Raw genomic sequence first — 16,792 nt, 5'->3', positions numbered from 1 at the left:
TCGGCGGCGGGGCCGCCGGGGCGGGGAGCGGCCGGGCCGGGGGAGCGAGGGCCGTCCCGGCGTGCAAGATCCTGCTGGGGTGCGGCCGCCCCGGTCAATGGTCTGGACCACTTGGCCGGAAGCGTGACCGGATCGCGCTGTCCGGGTTTCGCGCTGATGCGACGTCAGGATTGTTGTGCGGGACTTAGGTTGGAGACCGGCTCGGTGAACGCCGTTGCCTGGAAGGGTGGTTTCCTTGGCCGCCCGGGCGCACGCATGCCGGCCGATCGCCGGAAAGGGTGAACAGCGGGACGGTCGGCGAAAAGGCGGGGCGCGCCGGACGGTTCCGCGTCATGATCGGACGTCGGCAGAACGGAACCGGAAGGCGGCGGGACGCGTGGTCGAAGGCTGGAAATGGGACGACACGCTGTTCGCGGGGGCGGCCCCGTACTACGCCCGTGGCCGGCTCCCGTACGCGCCCGGGCTGGCCGACGCGCTCGCCGGGGCGCTGCGGCTGGACGGCACCGGGCGGCTGCTGGACGTCGGCTGCGGGCCCGGCACGCTCGCGCTGGGGCTCGCCGACCGGTTCGCCGAGACGGTCGGGCTGGACGCGGACGCCGCCATGGTCGCCGAGGCGGCCCGGTCCGCCGCCCGCGCCGGACTCGCCGGACGGACCCGCTGGGTGCACGCCCGGGCCGAGCAACTCCCGTACGGTCTAGGGACGTTCGACATCATCGCGTTCGCCCAGTCCTTCCACTGGATGGACCGGGAGCCGGTCGCCGCGACCGCCCGCGACATGCTCCGCCCCGGCGGCACCCTGGTGCACCTCGCCGACTGGAAGTCCGAGCCGCTCCCCGCCGACCCCGCCCCGCTGCCGTACCCGCCCGTCCCGCAGCCCGCGATCGACGCCCTGGTGCGCCGCCACCTGGGCCCGGTCCGCCGGGCCGGGCGCGGCGTCCTGCCGCACGGCACGCCCGGCGGCGAGTCCCGGGTGTACGCCCGGGCCGGGCTGCTGGGCCCCGAGCGGCTGGTCGTCCCCGGCGGGCAGGCGCTGGAGCGGGACGCGGACCAGGTGGTGGCGGGCGTGCTGTCGCTGTCCTCCTCTGCGCCGCACCTGTTCGGCACCGGACTGCCCGCCTTCGAGGCCGAACTGCGCGCGCTGCTGCGGGAGTTCTCGCCGTCCGGCCGGTTCTCGGTGCGGCAGCCCGGCAGCGAGGCCGTCCTGTGGCGCAGGCCCGGCGGCTGAGACCGGTGGTCGGGACCGGCGGTCGGGGCCAACGGCCTCCGCTCAGGCGCCGTGGGAACCGTCCGCCGGTTCGCGGTAGAGCGCCCAGGTGGCCGCGGTGAGGGCCGCCGCCGCGATCAGGGCCCAGCCGGTCTGCCCGTGCAGGACGAGCACGGAGCCCGGGACGACACCGGCGAGCATGGTCAGGGCGGCCAGGACGCGGCGCCGCCGGCGGGGCGAGTGCGGCTCGGCGGCGAGGCTGGTGAGCGTCATGGTGAGGACGGTGGTGGTCAGGTCGGGGACGCCGAGGCTGCGGACCGTCGCGTTGCGGATGCCCATGGCCACGGCCAGCAGCGCGATCACCCCGTACTGGACGTCCCCGCCGGTGCCGGCGGCGAACACCACGCCCGCCGCCGCCAGGTGCAGCAGCGTCTCCGCGACCAGCGCGAACCGCAGCCGCCCGGCGGTCAGGCGCCCGGCGAGGGCCGCGCCGAGCAGGAACGCGGAGAGCGAGGTGATCGACCCGAGGACGGAGAAGCCGGGCGCCCCGGCCAGGGCGAAGCCGATGACGACCACGTTGCCGGTCATGTTGGCGGCGAAGACGTGCCCGAGGCCGAGGTAGCTGACGGCGTCGATCAGCCCGCTGACCACGGTGAGCCCGAACAGCGCGAGCGCCAGCGGGTCGCCGTCCTCGGTACTCGCCCCGACGGCCTTCGCTGTGGACACGGCACTCCTCCCGGACGTTTCCCGACCCCCCGTCAGCAGTGTGCCGGACCCGCCGGGGCGGCGGCAGGTCCGGTGACGGCGTGTCAGCGGCCCGCCCGTCGAGGGCCGGTGGTGCACCGGAGGCGGGTCAGCAGCGGCCGGGGAAGTGCCGGGCCGGGCCGGCCGGTGTGCCGCGCGGTGGGCGGGCGGCCGAGGACGGGGTCGCGGGGAGGCCGATCGCGTGGCGGGCCTGGGTGAGGGCGGCGGTCCAGTCGCCGGTGAAGCGGATCGCCCGGTCGTCGATGTAGACGGCGGCGCCCAGCTTCTTGTTGGTCACCAGCAGGCAGTCGCCCTGCCAGTAGGCGCGCTCCGGGTCCTCGTCCACCAGCGTCTCCAGCCCGGAGTGCTCGCGCAGCCACCCCGCCACGGCGGGGTGGAAGCGGCGCGGGCGGGCGGTCATGATGAACACCGAACGGACCCGCTTCAACGCGCGCAGCGACTCGATCGCCCCCGGGACCGGCCTGCCGTAGATCCGGCCGTCCTGCCAGCCGTCGTCGTGCGCGACCAGCGTCTGGTCGAAGTCGATGCCCACGGCGTGCGAGGCGGGCGAGGCGGGGTCGAGCGGGACGACGGTCATGGGAGCGGTCTCCTTCGGTGCGGTCGCGGCCGGCTGTCGGCCGGTTCGAAGGAGGGGAGTCGGGCGGGCCGGTCCGCTTACCGGGTTCGGCCACGTTCGGTGATCAATGCACTCCATAGAGTGAACGGCTCCGGTAAGTTCCCTGCCGGACGGGGAAGTTGGCGGGAGCCGCGAACGTGCGAGGCCGACCGGGCCTCAGGCCGAGGCCCACCGCGCCGGGCCGAACCAGCGCTCCAGCGCCGCCACCAGCCCGTCCGGGCCCGCTGACCCCGCCCCCGGCTCCGCCCCGGGCGCCTCCGCCGCCTCCCCGCCGACCCACGCCACGTGCCCGTCCGGGCGCAGCAGCACCGCGGGGGCCGGCAGCTCCGGGCAGCCGTCCACCAGCACGTCCACCCGGTCCTTCCAGCCGCCCGCGTCCAGGCCCGCGTCCGCGGACAGCCGCCCCGTCCGGTCCAGCAGCAGGCCCCGCCCGGCGTGCATCCGCTCGTACAGCCGCCCCGCCCCCGGGTCGTCCACCAGCCGCACGTCCCGCAGGCGGCGGCCCAGCAGGGCCGGGCCCGGGCCGAGGTCGTACCGGAGGTCGACGCCCGAGATGACGCCGGTGATGTACCGGTTGACGTCCGGGAAGTCCATCAGCCGGGCGAACACCCCGCGCAGCGCCACCGCGCTCGGTGCCGTGCCCAGCAGCGTCATCTGCGCCCGGGTGTGCGCGATCACCGCCGCGCCGACCGGGTGCCGCTCCGCGTGGTACGTGTCCAGCAGCCCCGGCGGGGCCCAGCCGGCCACCTCGGCGGCCAGCTTCCAGCCCAGGTTGAACGCGTCCTGCACGCCCAGGTTCAGCCCCTGGCCGCCCGTCGGCGGGTGGACGTGCGCGGCGTCGCCCGCCAGCAGCACCCGGCCCGATCGGTACCGCTCCGCCTGCCGGGTCGCGTCCCCGAACCGGGACAGCCAGCGCGGCGAGTGCACCCCGAAGTCCGTCCCCGCCACCGCGCGCAGCCGGGCCCGGAACTCCTCCAGGGTCGGCGCCGCGCGGTCCTCCGACACCCCCTCCGCCGGAACGATCACCCGGTACACCCCGCCGCCCTCGTGGTGCAGCCCGAACCGCAACTGGGTGCGCCGGACCTCCGCCACCACCTCGGCGATCCGCTCCGGGTCCTCCGCCGCCTCCATCTGCCCCAGCAGCGTCTGCACCGTCGCCGGCTCGCCCGGGAACGCCACCCCCGCCAACCGGCGCACCGTGCTGCGCCCGCCGTCGCACCCCACCAGCCAGCGCGAGCGCAGCCGCGCCCCGTCCGCCAACTCGACCTCCACCCCCTCGCCGTCCTGGACCAGCCCGACCACCTCGCAGCCGCGCCGCACGTCCGTGCCCAGCTCCCCGGCCCGCTCCCACAGCAGCCGCTCCGTCACCGGCTGCGGCGTCGCCAGCCCGTACGGGTGCGCCGTGTCCATCCCCTCCGGCCACGGCCGCGCCTCCCCCGCGAACAGGCCGCCGACCCGGAACTCCTCGCTCACCGCCCGGAACCGCTCCAGCAGCCCCCGCTGGTCCATCACCTCCACGCTGCGCGCGTGCAACCCCTGCCCCCGGGACTCCCCGGTCGGCGCCGCCAGCCGTTCGAGCAGCACCACGCCCACCCCGTGCAGCCGCAACTCGCACGCCAGCATCAACCCGGTCGGCCCGCCGCCGACCACCAGCACGTCGATCATCAACTCTCCTCGACCGCCCGGCGGGTGAGAAAACACCACCTACCGGACTTCTCGCTTCTTCCCATCGCCGACCGGACATTCTGCGCCCCCACGGGGCCCTTGCGGCAAGGCCCCCCGTGCGCGCTACCTTGGAAGTGGCGGGGAGTGTCGGGAGCGCGGGGAGTCAGGAGCGCCGGGAGCCGGGAACGCGGGGCGGCTCAGCGGACCACGTCGAAGACGTTCTTCTGCACGCCGTTGGAGAAGGCCGCGAACTCGACCAGTTCCAGCTTCTGCACGTCCTTGTCGGTGTCGCTGAACAGCCGCTTGCCCGCGCCCAGCAGCAGCGGGAACACCAGCAGGTGGTAGCGGTCGACCAGGCCCGCGTCCGACAGCGCGTGGTTCAGGCGGGCGCTGCCGTGCACGACGATCGGGCCGCCCTCGGTCTCCTTCAGGGCGGCCACCTCGTCCACCGAGCGAAGGATCGTGGTCGGCCCCCAGTCGTCGACCAGGCCGTCCGGGCCCAGGGTGGTCGACAGCACGTACTTCGGCAGGACCTTGTAACGGGCGAACTCCGGCATGCCCGGCCACACCGGGCTGAACGCCTGGTAGCTGACCCGGCCCAGCAGCACCGCCCCGGCCTGCTCCTGCTCCCGGCCCTTGATCTCGAACGCCTCCGGGACGAAGTCGATGTCCTTGAACGTCCAGCCGGAGTTGCGGTAGCCCGGCTCGCCGCCGGGGGCCTCCATCACGCCGTCCAGGGAGACGAAAGCGGTGCTGATCAGCGTGCGCATCGGGGGTACCTCGTTCTGTCGGTGGTTCTGTCGGTGCTACGGGTGGCGGTGCGGGCGGGCGGGGTCAGGGGCGGTGGGCGGGTGGGACGGGCAGGGCGGACAGCCAGTGCTGCCAGGCGCTCCCGGCGGTGCGGGCGTCGGGGGCCGGCTCCGCGAACAGGTGGTGGAAGAGCAGCAGCACGCCCGCCGGGTGCAGGAAGGCGTACAGCCCGTCGGCGGTGCGGACCTCGAAGCGCTCGCCGTCCGACCACACCAACTCGCCGTCCAGCGGCGGCAGTCCGGCCGGTTCGGCGTGCACCCGGGCGCCGACCGGCGGGTCGGGCGGGAGGCCGAGGGCGGCGGTCAGCGCGGCCCTGACCTCCCCGGCGGGACGGTCGGCCGTCGGGCGGACGGCGAACACCGGGACGGCGGTGCGGCCCGCGAAGTGCGCCAGGTACTCGCGCAGGGTGTGCAGGTGGAACGGCCAGCCGCTGCGCAGCGCGTCGTACTCGTCCGCCCAGTCGTCGCCGAGCAGGCCGCTGTGCACCACCCGCAGGACGGTGCTGCCGCCGTCGCGGCCCTCGACCAGGTACTCGAAGGCCATGAACCGGCCGTCCGGGCCCGGTTCGGTACGGGTGGCGAAGCGCCTGCCCGGCTCGTACGCGGTGACGGTCGAGGTCGCTCGGTGGCCGCCGGTCTCCACCGCGGCGGTCCCGCCGACCCGGGGGTCCACCTCGTTGCGGCCCATGAACCACGCGTCGATGCCCGGGCCGGTGGCGATCGCCGCCCAGACCTGCTCCGGGTCGGCCGGCAGCGCCAGCTCGAATTCCAGCTCGAAGGGGTGCGGCACGGGATCAGCCCTCCTGCGGGGTCCGAGTCGGGGACGGGGGCGGGGACGACGGGTGCGAGGACGGGTTCCGAGTCGGGGGCGGGGCGCCGGGGGGTGCGGTGTCCGGGACCTGGTGCAGGCCGACCACCACCCGGTGGACACGGCCCTGCGGTGCCGACTCGTCGTGGTAGCGGCCCACCAGGGCGGTGACCGCCTGCGAGAGTTCCTCCGCGAACGCCGCCCGGTCGGCCGCCGAGGCGAACCGGACCCGGGCGTCGATCCCGAACGAGGCCACCCGCTGCCGGGCCCGGGCCGCGCCCGTCAGCAGCGAGCCGACCTCCTGCACCATCCGGGCACCGAGCGCCAGCAGCCAGCGCGCGGAGAGCTGGTCGGGCGAACGCGACGGGTCCGGGCTGACCGCCGCCAGCGCGGCCGGCGAGATCACGTACGAGGCCGCGGTGGCCCGGTACACCCGCTCCGTCATGCTCCCCCTGCGGCGCTCCTCGGCCAGCTCCACCAGGCCGTGCCGCTCCAACTCCTTCAGGTGGTAGTTGACCTTCTGCCGAGGCAGCCCGAGCCGGGCGGCCAGCATGGCGGCCGAGCCCGGCTCGGCCAGGGCCGCCAGCAGCCGGGCCCGCATCGGGTCCAGCGAGGCTTCGGCGGCGGCGGGGTCCTCGATCACGGCGACGTCCAACACCCCTCCAGGATCACACCGACAAATTTTTCTGTCAAGGAGGGGAAATTTTTCGGCGTGGTCACGGCGGGGAAGGGCTTCGACGGCGGATGACCGGGCCCGTTTCCGGTCGGCGGAGGCCGGGCAGGCGCGCTGGCACACGTGCCGGTCCGTCGCTCCGAGGCGGACCGGACCCGACGGGAGGTCACCACGATGGGACGGCAGGAACGCCCACTGCACGACATGGGTGGGGCGATCGGCCCCGCGGACACCGGCTGGCAGGAGCCCGAGGAGGATCGGGAGCCTGTCGACGACGGCACCGAGCGCGAGCCCGCCCCGATCGGCAAGGGCGGCACGGCGAATGTGGCGGGCAGCGACGAGCAGCAGCCCGAGATCGCCGAGGGGCCGGTGCCGGGCGTCCAGCCGGACGAGCGGCTCACGGGCGGCGGCGGTGGCGTCACCCGGGAGCTCGACCCGCCCGGCCCGCCGAAGGTCCCGTCCCGCCCGGTGCGCCCGGACGCGGTGGAGGACGCCCCCGCCGCGCTCGACCCCGAACGGGCCGACCCGCCCGACCCGGCGGCGTTCCCCGAGGACGAGGGCCTGCCGGACCTGGAGGACGGCTCGCCCACCGCCCGGGCCGCCGCCGACCCGCAGCGCCCGTCCGTCCCCGGCGACCGGCCGGTCGCGGCGGAGTCCTTCGGCGTGACGGGCGAGGAGCAGGCCCGCGGCGAGTCCCTGGACCAGCGGCTGGCGGCCGAGCGGCCGGACGTGGGGGAGCCGGGCAGCGAGGAGGAGGACGAGCCCGGGTCGCGCCCCGGGCTGACGGCGGAGGAGGCCGCGATCCGGGTACGCCGGGAGGGCTAGCGCGGGAGCGCCGACCCGCCTGCGGATGAAGGGACTCGGTAGGTGGGCGAGTAGGCGAGCGGGTGGTCGGGCGGAAGGCCGGTGCCGGAGGTGGGCCGGCCGGACCGGCCACCGCTCGGCGGTCGGGCGGTCGGGCGGTCGGGGGGTCGGGCGGTCGGGCGGTGGCGCCGATCGGACGGGGCGCGAGCCGGATGGTGCGGTCGGCGGGGGTATGCGGGCGGCGGGTGGAATCGGCGACGGGCATGTGCCACTCTCGGCGCAGCCGAGGAGCGGTGCGGGCCGGGGAGGCGGCCGGTTCGGTGATGGAGCACCAGGTCGGTTCGGTGATGGAGCGCCAGGTCGCCGGCCCGGCGACGCCGAGGTCCGCGCGGTCGTGGGACCAGGAGAACCAGCGGCACCGGTGGAACAGGTGGAACAGGTGGAGTGTGTCGGCGAGGCGGAGCACGCTGCCCCCGGTGGGTCCGCACAGGTGCACGTTCTCGGTCGGGCGAAGCGGGAGCGGGGTGTGCGTCCGCCCCGGGCCGCCGCCGCCGTCGCGGGTGTCGCGGCGGGCCGACCGGGCGGGCCGGGTGCGGCGATTGGGTGAACACCCCGGGGGTATGCGCGGGGCGGGGATGGGCGCGTGGTGGACGACGTCCTGGACGAGCAGGGCCGAGGTGGAGTCATGACAGGGCCGCACGGTTACCGGATCACCGTCCCCGGGCGACCGGGGGCGCACGCCCCGCAGGTGGTGGTGCTGGTATACCGCTCGGCGGAGACCACCGATGAGGGCCTCGCCGTCTACCTGAGCGCGGACGGTCTGCGGGTGACGGTGCACGGCACGGTCGCCTGCTTCCTGGAGCCCTACCCGCCCGGCCTGTGCCACCCCTTCGGGCACGCCTACCCGTTGGCCGAGAGCTGAGCGGACGGGCCGCGAGTCGGCGGCCGGACAGCCGGACCGGGCCGCCCGACGAGGTGTCGGTCGGCCCGGACGGCTGCGGCCCGGACGCCCGCCGGCCGGACCCGGCAAGCCCGGCGGCAGCGGGTCAGGTGGTGGCGGCCGACGAGGCGGAGAAGGCGGTGACCAGGGCGCGGTCGAAGGCCGGCAGGTCGTCCGGCTTGCGGCTGGAGACCAGCGTGTTGGGGCCGTTCGTGCAGACCACGACCTCGCGGTCGACCCAGTGCGCGCCCGCGTTGCCCAGGTCGGTGCGCAGGCTGGGCCAGGAGGTGACGGTGCGGTCGCGGACGACGTCGGCCTCGACCAGCGTCCAGGGCCCGTGGCAGATCACCGCGACCGGCTTGCCGTGCTGGAAGAACCCGGAGACGAACTCCACGGCCTTCTCGTCCGTGCGCAGGAAGTCGGGGTTGGCGACGCCGCCGGGCAGTACCAGCGCGTCGAAGTCGCCGGCCGAGACGTCCGCGACGGTCGCGTCCACCGTGAACGAGTCGGCCCGGTCCAGGTGGTGGAAGGCCCGGATCTCGCCCGGCTCGGTGGAGACCAGGCGCGGGGTGCCGCCGTGGTCCAGGACGGTCTGCCAGGGCGAGGTCAGCTCGACCTGTTCGGTGCCCTCGGGTGCGACCAGGAACGCCACGGTCACCCCCTCCAGCTCCTGCAGCTCGCCGGTGCTGCCGGTGCCGTTGGTGTCGCTCATGTCGGCTCTCCGTTTCTCGGTGGGTACGCGGGAGGGGTCCCCCTCCCGGCACGTTTCACCACGAACGGCATCGGCCAAACCGGTGTGAATGGAGCAAAAGGGGTGGCCCGGCGGCCTAGGGTGGAGGCGGCGGAACGGGTGGCGGGTCGGGCGGCGGAGGCGGTGAGGCACGGTGGACGGCGAGAAGTCCGGGCTGGAGGCCACGGTCGACCGGCTGCGCACCGAACTGGAGGGGCTGCGCACCGCGATGCGCACCCGGGCGGTGATCGAGCAGGCCAAGGGCGTGCTGGTGGAACGGCTCGGCTGCACGCCCGACCAGGCGTTCGACGCCCTGGTGCGCCGCTCCCAGGACGAGAACCGCAAGCTGGCGCAGCTCGCCGCCGACCTGGTCGCCACCGCCGCTCCGCCCCCGACCGCACGCGAGACCCCCGCCGTGGACACCCCGGGTGCCGCCGAACCACCGCCCGCCGCACCGGCACGGCCCGAGGCCGGGAGCAAGGGCAGAAGCGGCGGCAAGGACGGCAAGGACGGCAAGGACGGCAAGGACGAGGACGAGCCGGAGACCGAGGACGGGCTGGCCACCCGCTTCCACCTGGCCGCCGCCGCGCTCACCACCGCCACCGACCCCGACGAGCTGGCCGAACGCCTGCACCGGGCCGCCCTCGACCCGCTCGGCGCCCGGGCGCTCGTCCTCGCCGTGTGCGAACCGGACGGCGCGCTGCGGCTGGTCGGCGCGCACGGCGTGTCGTCGCGGCAGCTCAGCCAGTGGCAGCGGATTCCGCCGCGCACCCGGGTGCCGCTCACCGAGGCCGTCCGCACCGCCCGGCCGGTGTGGGTGACCGACCGGCGCGAGTTCGCGGCCCGCTACCCCGAGCAGGACGGCGGCGACCTGGTCCCCGGCACCACCGTCTGCGCCCTCCCGCTGCACGCCGGCGGGCGGCTGCTCGGCGCGCTCAAGATCGGCTGGCCGGAGCGCTACCGCCCCACCCCGGCCGCCGAGGCCCACCTGGCCGCGCTCGCCGACCTGGCCGCCGACACGCTGCTGCGCCTGCCCGTGGCGCTGCTGCCCGAGGCGCCGTCCGAGGTGTTCGACCCGGTGGACGCCCCGTGGTTCCGGGCCGTCCTGGACGGCCTGCTGGACCCGGTGCTGGTGCTGCGCGCCGTCCGCGGCCAGGACGGGAAGGTCGCCGACCTGCGGGTCGAGTACGCCAACGCGCCCACCGTCGACCTGGCCGGACGGTCCGCCGCCGAGCTGCGCGGCCGCCGGCTGACCGAGCTGTACCCCGGCACGGTCGCCTCCGGGACGTTCGACCGCCTGCGCACCGCCGCCGCCGACGGCATCCCCTACCGGGGCGAGGCGGAACGGTACGTCGAGACGGTCGCGGGCAGCCCCCGGGCCAGCGCGATGACGGTGTGCGCCACCCCGTTCCAGGACGGCCTGCTGCTCACCTGGCGGGCCCACGACGAACGCGACCGGCGGATCGCCCAACTCGCCCAGGCAGGCCGGCTGGCCCGGGTCGGCACCTGGGAGTGGCGCCCCGGCGAGCGCCGGATCTCCTGCTCGGACGGCGTCCCGCAGCTGTTCGGCACCCCCGCCGGAACCGACCTCCTCGACCCGCGCACCGCCCTCGACGCGATCGCCCCCGCCGACCGCGAGCCCGTCCGCGCCGCCGCCCTGGCCCTGCTGGACGGCCGCACCCCCGTCACCGTCGACTTCGCCGTCCGCGCCGCCGACGGCTACCGCAACCTGCGCGCCCTCGGCGAGGCCGCCGTCGCCGACGACGGCCGCCTGCTCGCCCTCAGCGGCGTCGTCCAGGACGTCACCCCGTGGCGGCGTGCCGAACAGGCCCTCAGCGACACCCGCGACCGCCTCGCCGACCAGCGCCGCCGCACCGGCGACGAGCAGCGCGCCGTCCACGCCCTCCAGCAGGCCCTGATGCGCGCCCCGGCCGGCCGCCCGGTCCGCGGGCTCGACAGCGCCGGCCGCTACCTGCCCGCCGAACGCGAACGCAAGGTCGGCGGTGACTGGTACGACCTGCTCGACCTGCCCGACGGCACCGTCCTGCTCGCCATCGGCGACGTCTCCGGGCACGGCCTGACCGCCGCCGTCGCGATGTCCCAACTCCGGTACGCGCTGCGGGGGATCGCCTATGACGGCGCCCCGCCCGGGCAGATCCTCGACCGGCTCGACCGGATGCTCTGCCACCAGCGCGCCGACCACATCGCCGCCGTCACCGTCGCCCGCCTCGACCCCCGCACCGGCCACCTCGCCTGGGCCCGGGCCGGCCACCTGCCCCCCGTCCTGCTCCGCGACGGCACCGCCCGCAGCCTCGACCCGCCCCCCGGCCTGGTCCTCGGCGTCACCCCCGGCGCCCACCGCCCCACCGCCGAACTCCACCTCGCCCCCGGCGACACCCTGCTGCTCTACACCGACGGCCTGATCGAACGGCGCGGAGCCGGCCGCCGGGGCGGCACCGAGAGCGGGGACCGCGCCGGGAGCGGTACCGGGAGCGGTGGCGGTACCGGGAGCGGTGGCGGGGCCGGGGCCGACCTGGACAGCGGTGTCGGCCGACTGCTCCACGCCTGCGCCGACTACCGCGCCGACCCGGACCCGGCCGAACTGCTCGACCACCTGCTGCGCCGCTTCGGCGCGCCCAACCCCTTCGACGACATCTGCCTGCTCGCCGTCCGCCGCCGCCCGGGCGCGCACCGGGGGTGAACCCCCGGTGCGGGGCGCGGCGCCGGGCAGGGGTGCACGCCGCAGGTGCACCTGCGGCGTGCACGTTCCGGGGTCACTCCTCGTCGCTGGCGATCTCGATGCAGGCGAGGTCGATCTGGTCGGCGAGCTGGCGGACCAGGTCGGCGAGGGCGCCGGTGGTCGCCGGGTCGAGCCGGCTGTCCTCGTGGGCCGCCCACTCCTCCCACTCCTCGGGCAGCGCCCGCAGCAGTTCGACCACCTGGAGGGCCGGAATGGCCAGGCCGCCGGACAATCCGCAGATCACCGGAACGCTGAGTCGCTCCACGGCGTCCACCTCCTCCTGCGCTTGCGTCGTACGTCCATGTGCGGTGTTCATCCGGGCGTCTGCCCGGGGCCGTCGGGGGGAAACGGGGCCGCGCCGCGGCCGCGGCGGCGGTGGCTGGTGTCGCACAGCGGGTAGCGGCGGCTGCGGCGGCAGGTGCAGACCGCGACGACCGGGCGGTCGCAGGGCAGGACGGTGCCGTCCGGCAGGAGCAGTTCCACCGGGCCGTCGATCAGCAGCGGGCCGCGTTCGGTCAGCCGGACCCGGGGCGGGGGCGGTCCGGCGGCGGGGGAAGGTTCAGTCGCGGACACCGCGGATCACCACCAACTCCTCGGTGCGGACGCCGGGTTCGATCAGCCCGATCTGTTCGAACCACGGTGCGCGGGCGGTCATCACCGGACCGAACTCCTGCCGCCGCCGGGCGGCGACCGCGGTCCGCAGCCCGGCGGCGCGCAACTGCCGCACCGTGGCCTCGGGCCGGGCCAGCGAGGACTGCACGAGCAGCAGCACCCCGCCCGGAGCGAGCAGCGCGGGCACCCGGCGGCACAGCCGGTCCAGCAGCAGGCGCCCGTCCGGCCCGGCGTCCCAGGCCCGGGCGGGGCCGGGCGGCGGCGGTCCGGGGCGCGGCGTGGGCACGTACGGGGGGTTGCTCAGCACCAGGTCGTACCGGTCGCCCGGGGCGGGCGCGGTGAGGTCGCGGTGCCGCACGCGCAGCGGGAGGCCGTGCAGGTGGGCGTTGAGCCAGGCGGTGGCGAGCGAGAGCCGCGACAGGTCCACGGCGGTCACCCGGCAGCCGCGCCGGGCGGCGGCCAGGGCGAGCGCGCCGGAGCCGGTGCCGATGTCCAGGCACCGGGCGCCGGGCCGCAGCGCTTCCCGGCCGAGTACGTCCAGCAGCAGGTCGGTGTCCCCCTGGGCGGGGTACACGCCGGGCGGTCGTAGCAGCAGCATGCGTCCGCGTATGCCCGACCGGCCGGGGGCGACACCTCGGGGGGCGGGGGCGGGGGCGGGGGCGGGGCGGCGCTGCGGTTCAGTGCGGGACGGCGGCGGTGCCGCTGGTCGCGGCGGTCGCGGCGGTGCGCCGGGCGAGGTCGTCGACGACGGCGGTGAGGCGGCCGTGCCGGGCGAGGGCGGCGCGCTGCCGGTCGGCGCCGCAGCCGGTGGCCAGCAGCCGGGCGGTCAGCTGCCGGGCGAGCCCGAGGTCGTCCGTGCGCAGCAGCGCGGGAGTGGTGAACTCGACCAGTGCGGGCAGCAGTTGGCGGGCGGGCCGGAGCGCGCCGGTGAGCGGGTCGGGCAGCCGGGCGTCGAGGGCGTCGGCCGCGGCGCGGCGGTGGGCCGACCGCAGCGGGCCGTCGGGCAGCGGCCGGACCCCGGTCCGCGGGTCGAGCAGGGTGTGGGCGAGGGCGCGCAGCAGGACGGCGAGCAGCAGGACGGTGTCCAGGTCGGCGTTGCTGTCGGCGATCCGCACCTCCAGGGTGGGCAGGTGCTCGGACGGCCGGGCGTACCAGTACAGCATCCGGCGGTCGAGGATCACCCCGTCCGCGATCAGCCGGTCCAGGGCGGCGCGGTAGCCGGGTTCGTCCAGGACGGGCGCCGGGCCGACGGTCGGCCAACTGGCGTGCCGTTCGGGCCGGAGGGCGGCGGTGCCCCGGTCGATCCCCTCGCAGAACGGGGAGTTGGCGCAGAACGCCTGGAACAGCGGCAGCCAGCCGCGCAACCTGGCGTTCAGGAAGAGCGCCTGACGGGGCGTCAGCTCGCCCAGGTGGACGTGGCAGCCGCACAGTTCGGCGCCGATCTGGTCGGCGACGCCGTCGATCCGGTCGGCCAGCCGCAGGTAGCGGGGCAGCGGGGTGACGGGCAGCGGGTGGCGGCTGGGCAGCACGGCGGTGCCGGTGGCGGCGAGCCGGCACCCGGCCCGGTCGGCGGCGGACAGCAGCACGCCCCGGGTGCCGGCCAGTTCGGCGCGCAGTTCGGCGGCGGTGCGGACCGGGCGGGTGCAGCCCTCCACCTGGGTGGCCAGGAACTCGCGCTGGGCGCGCGGCCCGAGGATGCGGGCGGCGTCCGCGACCACGGCCTCGGCGGCGGGCACGGTCACCCGGCCGCCCGGGCCGACCAGTAGGAACTCCTCCTCGACGCCGAAGCGCAGCAGCGGCGGCCGGGGGTCGGCCGGTGCGGTGCTCACGCCGGGCGCCCCGGGACGGGACCGGCCGCGTCGCGGAGGGGCGGGGCGGGTGTGGGGGCGGCAGCGGCGGCGGCCGGGGCCGTCCCCGCGTCGTCCGGCGGCAGCGGGTGCGCGGCGGGGCGCGGCGGGCGGGGCGGGCGGGGCGAGCGCGGGAGGCCGGGACCGGCCGGGCAGCCGGCCCGGGTGCCGACGGCCCCGGCGGTGGCCGCGTACCCGGACCGGTCGAGCGGGCGCGGGAACGCCCCGGAGCCCTCCGGCGTCCGGCTCGGCGGTTCGGTGCGCGCGGTCATCGACGGGTTCCTTCCGGCCGCAGGTCCGGGCGGGGCCCGGCCGCGGGCGCGGGTTCGGGTGCGGGCTCGGGCAGGGGGACGCGCAGCGAGGAGCCGGAGCCGGGCTCGGGGCCGGAGCGCCAGGCGGCCGTCAGGTGGTCGGCCAGCCGGTCCTCGGCCCGGGCGTAGGCCAGTGCGCCGAAGGCGATCTCCTGCGCGGGGCAGTCGGGCAGGGTGAGCAGCGGCTCGATCACGGTGTGCCGGACCAGCTGCTCGTGGACGGCGTCGGCGAGGACGTGCTCCCGGTAGAAGAGCGTCCCGCGCGGGCTGGCGCCGAGACGTTCGAACGCCTCGGCGAGCCGGGCCGCGCCCGGCGGGGAGGTGATCTCCACGGCCGCGAACTGCCCGACCAGCGCGGCCCGCAGGGACCGGTGCAGGCCGAACAGCGACATCGTGTTGACGACGGCCAGCGCGGGCGCGGGCACCGCGTCCAGGTACGCGCCGTAGGTCGGGTCGAGGCCGAAGTCCGCCATCATCCCGGCGAACAGCTCGGCGTGCGCCCGCTCCGGCCGCCCCGCCCCGTACTCGTCGTACTGCACCGCGACCAGGGCCGCCTTCGCCGGGTTCGGCAGCCGGGGCACCGCCCACATCTGCGGGTCGGCCTCCTTCAGGTGGTACAGCGAGCGGTGCGCCAGGTACTCGCGGGCCTGCTGCCGGGTGCCCGCCGACCGCAGGTGGTACGAGGGGCCGTCACCGTCCGGGGGTTCGACCAGCAGCCCGGCCAGCACGTCCGCCAGCGGCGGCGGCTCGCCCACCTCCCGGCGCAGCGCCTCCAGGAACGCCCGCTCCAGCCGCCCGCGCAGCGCGAGCAGCGGCGGCGACCACTCCCAGGCCGGATCGACGTCCGCAAAGCCCCGGTAGTGCAGCTCGTAGCAGACGTACAGGGCGAGCTGGACGTCCTCGCCCCAGGGGTCCGCGTCCCAGGGGTCCGTGTCGCGAGGGTCCCCGCTCCGGGAGTCCGCCGGGAGGCCGGTCGGCACCGACACCGGCAGCGGCGTCAGGTCGGTGGGCGCGGGGCGGCGCAGCGCGGCGAGGACGGCGGCCGAGAGCGGGCCGCGGGCGGCGGGGAGGACGGGGTCGGTGGCGGTGGTGGTGGCGGTCGTACGGGCATCGGTCGGCACGGGAGTGCACCTCATTCCGAACGCAGTTCCAGGACACAGCACTTGGGCCCGCCGCCGGCCTTCCGCAGCTCCGGGAGGTCGACCGGCACCGGGACGAACCCCGCCGCCCGCAGCTGCCCGGCCAGGCCCCGCGCCCCGTCCGGCAGCACCACGTGGCGGCCGTCGCTGATGGCGTTCAGGCCGAACGCGGCGGCGTCCGACGCGTCGGCCAGGATCGCGTCCGGGTAGAGGCGGCGCAGCAGGCGGCGGGCCTCCGGGGCGAACGCGTCCGGGTAGTACATCACCCGGGAGTCGTCCAGGACGGCCAGCGCGGTGTCCAGGTGGTAGTAGTGCGGGTCGGTCAGCCGCAGCGACACCACCGGTCGGCCGAACACCCGCTCGGCCTCCCGGTGGGCGGCCGTGGTGGTGCGGAAGCCGCTGGCGGCGAGGATGCGCGGCCCGGCCGCCAGCAGGTCGCCCTCGCCCTCGTTCACCTCGACGGCCGTCCGGACCTGCGGGAACCGCGCGGCGGCGAACCAGCGCCGGTGCGCCGCCGACTCGCCCGCGCGCTCCGGGTGCCGGAACCGCGCGACCAGCACCCGGCCGTCGACCACCGTCGCCCCGTTCGCGGTGAACACCATGTCGGGCAGGCCCGGCTCCGGCGCGAGCAGGTCGACCCGGTGGCCGAGGGAGCGCAGCACCGACGCCAGCCCCCGCCACTGCCGCAGCGCCGCCGCCCGGTCCACCGGACGGTCCGGGTCCATCCACGGGTTGATCGCGTACTCCACCGCGAAGTGCTCGGGCGGACACAGCAGGTAACGCCGCCGCCGGACGGCCGGACCGGCGAGCCCGGCGGCGGTGGGGGCGGGGGAGGCGTTCATGCGCCGCGTCTGTCCACCGCCGTCCGGAGCGAAACGGCGCACCGGGCGCGGCGGGGAAGGGGCGGGGGCAGGGACGGTGGGCCGGAAGAGGTCGTCCGGCGGGCCCGCCGCCGTTCGTCAGCCGTCCCGGTGCCCGCCGGCGGCGGCCCCCGCCCCCGTGTCGGTGCCTGCGCCCAGCCGGGTGCACACGGCGGACAGCGAGGCCCAGGCCGCCGCCCTGGTGCGGTAGCGGAACCGGGTCAGCAGCGGGCCGAGCCGCGGGGCCCGGCCGGGCGTCGTGCGCACTG

Annotated in this window: 19 protein-coding genes; 4 read left to right on the top strand and 15 right to left on the bottom strand. The window is 76.8% G+C overall.

Translation table 11 applies throughout. From position 1 onward, the window contains the following. Positions 1–376 precede the first annotated feature (376 nt). Positions 377–1,225: a class I SAM-dependent methyltransferase gene (locus K353_RS05650; RefSeq protein WP_111552435.1), complete on the top strand. Its 849-nt coding sequence runs from the start codon at positions 377–379 to the stop codon at positions 1,223–1,225. Positions 1,226–1,267: 42 nt separating this feature from the next. On the opposite strand, the gene K353_RS05645 is transcribed toward K353_RS05650, so the two are convergent. The 6 genes from K353_RS05645 to K353_RS05620 all read right to left on the bottom strand — a co-directional run bounded on the left by K353_RS05645 (position 1,268) and on the right by K353_RS05620 (position 6,525). Further along, positions 1,268–1,930 (bottom strand): YoaK family protein, encoded by a 663-nt coding sequence (locus tag K353_RS05645; protein WP_111552434.1) that lies wholly within the window; start codon positions 1,928–1,930, stop codon positions 1,268–1,270. 127 nt (positions 1,931–2,057) lie between these two features. Further along, a complete protein-coding gene (locus K353_RS05640) occupies positions 2,058–2,546 on the bottom strand; it encodes a hypothetical protein (protein ID WP_111552433.1) in 489 nt (162 codons plus the stop codon). Between the two features lie 195 nt (positions 2,547–2,741). Then, complete coding sequence (locus K353_RS05635; RefSeq protein ID WP_111552432.1) at positions 2,742–4,250, bottom strand: FAD-dependent monooxygenase; 1,509 nt, start codon at positions 4,248–4,250, stop codon at positions 2,742–2,744. 197 nt (positions 4,251–4,447) lie between these two features. Beyond that, positions 4,448–5,020: a dihydrofolate reductase family protein gene (locus K353_RS05630; RefSeq protein ID WP_111552431.1), complete on the bottom strand. Its 573-nt coding sequence runs from the start codon at positions 5,018–5,020 to the stop codon at positions 4,448–4,450. Positions 5,021–5,084: 64 nt separating this feature from the next. Further along, positions 5,085–5,849, bottom strand: a complete 765-nt coding sequence (locus tag K353_RS05625) for an SRPBCC domain-containing protein (protein ID WP_111552430.1) — start codon at positions 5,847–5,849, stop codon at positions 5,085–5,087. 4 nt (positions 5,850–5,853) lie between these two features. Next, positions 5,854–6,525 carry a helix-turn-helix domain-containing protein gene (locus K353_RS05620; protein WP_233533386.1) on the bottom strand — a complete coding sequence of 224 codons (672 nt, stop codon included), beginning with the start codon at positions 6,523–6,525 and terminating at the stop codon, positions 5,854–5,856. Between the two features lie 189 nt (positions 6,526–6,714). Between K353_RS05620 and K353_RS35260 the strand changes: the two genes are divergently transcribed. Together K353_RS35260 and K353_RS05605 are read left to right on the top strand one after the other, a co-directional pair. Continuing rightward, positions 6,715–7,365, top strand: coding sequence for a hypothetical protein (locus K353_RS35260; protein WP_233533385.1), 651 nt, complete (start codon positions 6,715–6,717; stop codon positions 7,363–7,365). Between the two features lie 664 nt (positions 7,366–8,029). Further along, entirely contained in the window at positions 8,030–8,266 is a 237-nt protein-coding gene (locus K353_RS05605; protein ID WP_111552428.1) for a DUF6296 family protein, read from the top strand. Positions 8,267–8,390: 124 nt separating this feature from the next. Here K353_RS05605 and K353_RS05600 read toward each other — a convergent pair whose 3' ends face one another. Then, positions 8,391–8,942 carry a type 1 glutamine amidotransferase domain-containing protein gene (locus K353_RS05600; RefSeq protein WP_305000287.1) on the bottom strand — a complete coding sequence of 184 codons (552 nt, stop codon included), beginning with the start codon at positions 8,940–8,942 and terminating at the stop codon, positions 8,391–8,393. A gap of 226 nt (positions 8,943–9,168) precedes the next feature. On the opposite strand from K353_RS05600, the gene K353_RS05595 reads away from it, so the two are divergent. Beyond that, entirely contained in the window at positions 9,169–11,715 is a 2,547-nt protein-coding gene (locus tag K353_RS05595; RefSeq protein WP_111552426.1) for a SpoIIE family protein phosphatase, read from the top strand. Between the two features lie 73 nt (positions 11,716–11,788). On the opposite strand, the gene K353_RS05590 is transcribed toward K353_RS05595, so the two are convergent. The 8 genes from K353_RS05590 to K353_RS34230 form a co-directional block, all read right to left on the bottom strand. Next, on the bottom strand, positions 11,789–12,019 hold the full coding sequence (locus tag K353_RS05590) for a DUF6213 family protein (RefSeq protein ID WP_146616399.1): 231 nt from the start codon (positions 12,017–12,019) through the stop codon (positions 11,789–11,791). A 47-nt stretch (positions 12,020–12,066) separates the two neighbouring features. Next, the gene (locus tag K353_RS05585) at positions 12,067–12,327 is read right to left on the bottom strand and encodes a CDGSH iron-sulfur domain-containing protein (RefSeq protein ID WP_100834872.1); all 261 of its coding nucleotides are present in this window, start codon (positions 12,325–12,327) and stop codon (positions 12,067–12,069) included. After that, positions 12,314–12,964, bottom strand: a complete 651-nt coding sequence (locus K353_RS05580; RefSeq protein WP_111552425.1) for a HemK2/MTQ2 family protein methyltransferase — start codon at positions 12,962–12,964, stop codon at positions 12,314–12,316. The genes K353_RS05585 and K353_RS05580 overlap by 14 nt, the downstream gene beginning before the upstream one ends. Before the next feature lie 79 nt (positions 12,965–13,043). Beyond that, the gene (locus K353_RS05575; RefSeq protein ID WP_111552424.1) at positions 13,044–14,195 is read right to left on the bottom strand and encodes a YbdK family carboxylate-amine ligase; all 1,152 of its coding nucleotides are present in this window, start codon (positions 14,193–14,195) and stop codon (positions 13,044–13,046) included. After that, positions 14,192–14,485, bottom strand: a complete 294-nt coding sequence (locus tag K353_RS05570; RefSeq protein WP_111552423.1) for a hypothetical protein — start codon at positions 14,483–14,485, stop codon at positions 14,192–14,194. The genes K353_RS05575 and K353_RS05570 overlap by 4 nt, the downstream gene beginning before the upstream one ends. After that, a complete protein-coding gene (locus K353_RS05565; protein ID WP_111552422.1) occupies positions 14,482–15,660 on the bottom strand; it encodes an iron-containing redox enzyme family protein in 1,179 nt (392 codons plus the stop codon). The genes K353_RS05570 and K353_RS05565 overlap by 4 nt, the downstream gene beginning before the upstream one ends. Next, positions 15,657–16,505 carry a dimethylargininase gene (gene ddaH, locus K353_RS05560; RefSeq protein ID WP_111552421.1) on the bottom strand — a complete coding sequence of 283 codons (849 nt, stop codon included), beginning with the start codon at positions 16,503–16,505 and terminating at the stop codon, positions 15,657–15,659. Before ddaH ends, K353_RS05565 begins: the two co-directional genes overlap by 4 nt. Positions 16,506–16,622: 117 nt before the next feature. Next, entirely contained in the window at positions 16,623–16,790 is a 168-nt protein-coding gene (locus tag K353_RS34230) for a hypothetical protein (protein ID WP_158585347.1), read from the bottom strand. Between the last annotated feature and the right edge of the window lie 2 nt (positions 16,791–16,792).

Origin of the sequence: Kitasatospora sp. SolWspMP-SS2h (assembly GCF_003259315.1) — a bacterium.
Taxonomy (GTDB): domain Bacteria; phylum Actinomycetota; class Actinomycetes; order Streptomycetales; family Streptomycetaceae; genus Kitasatospora; species Kitasatospora fiedleri.
Note: the sequence above shows the minus strand (reverse complement) of the source record. Positions and strands in the feature narration are given on the sequence as shown.

Bases quoted from the DNA above. Each gene is read 5' to 3' on its own strand.
- K353_RS05640 (WP_111552433.1), bottom strand. From the start codon at position 2,546: ATGACCGTCGTCCCGCTCGACCCCGCCTCGCCCGCCTCGCACGCCGTG.
- K353_RS05635 (WP_111552432.1), bottom strand. From the start codon at position 4,250: ATGATCGACGTGCTGGTGGTCGGCGGCGGGCCGACCGGGTTGATGCTG.
- K353_RS05630 (WP_111552431.1), bottom strand. From the start codon at position 5,020: ATGCGCACGCTGATCAGCACCGCTTTCGTCTCCCTGGACGGCGTGATG.
- K353_RS35260 (WP_233533385.1), top strand. From the start codon at position 6,715: ATGGGACGGCAGGAACGCCCACTGCACGACATGGGTGGGGCGATCGGC.
- K353_RS05605 (WP_111552428.1), top strand. From the start codon at position 8,030: ATGACAGGGCCGCACGGTTACCGGATCACCGTCCCCGGGCGACCGGGG.
- K353_RS05580 (WP_111552425.1), bottom strand. From the start codon at position 12,964: ATGCTGCTGCTACGACCGCCCGGCGTGTACCCCGCCCAGGGGGACACC.
- K353_RS05570 (WP_111552423.1), bottom strand. From the start codon at position 14,485: ATGACCGCGCGCACCGAACCGCCGAGCCGGACGCCGGAGGGCTCCGGG.
- K353_RS05565 (WP_111552422.1), bottom strand. From the start codon at position 15,660: ATGAGGTGCACTCCCGTGCCGACCGATGCCCGTACGACCGCCACCACC.
- ddaH (WP_111552421.1), bottom strand. From the start codon at position 16,505: ATGAACGCCTCCCCCGCCCCCACCGCCGCCGGGCTCGCCGGTCCGGCC.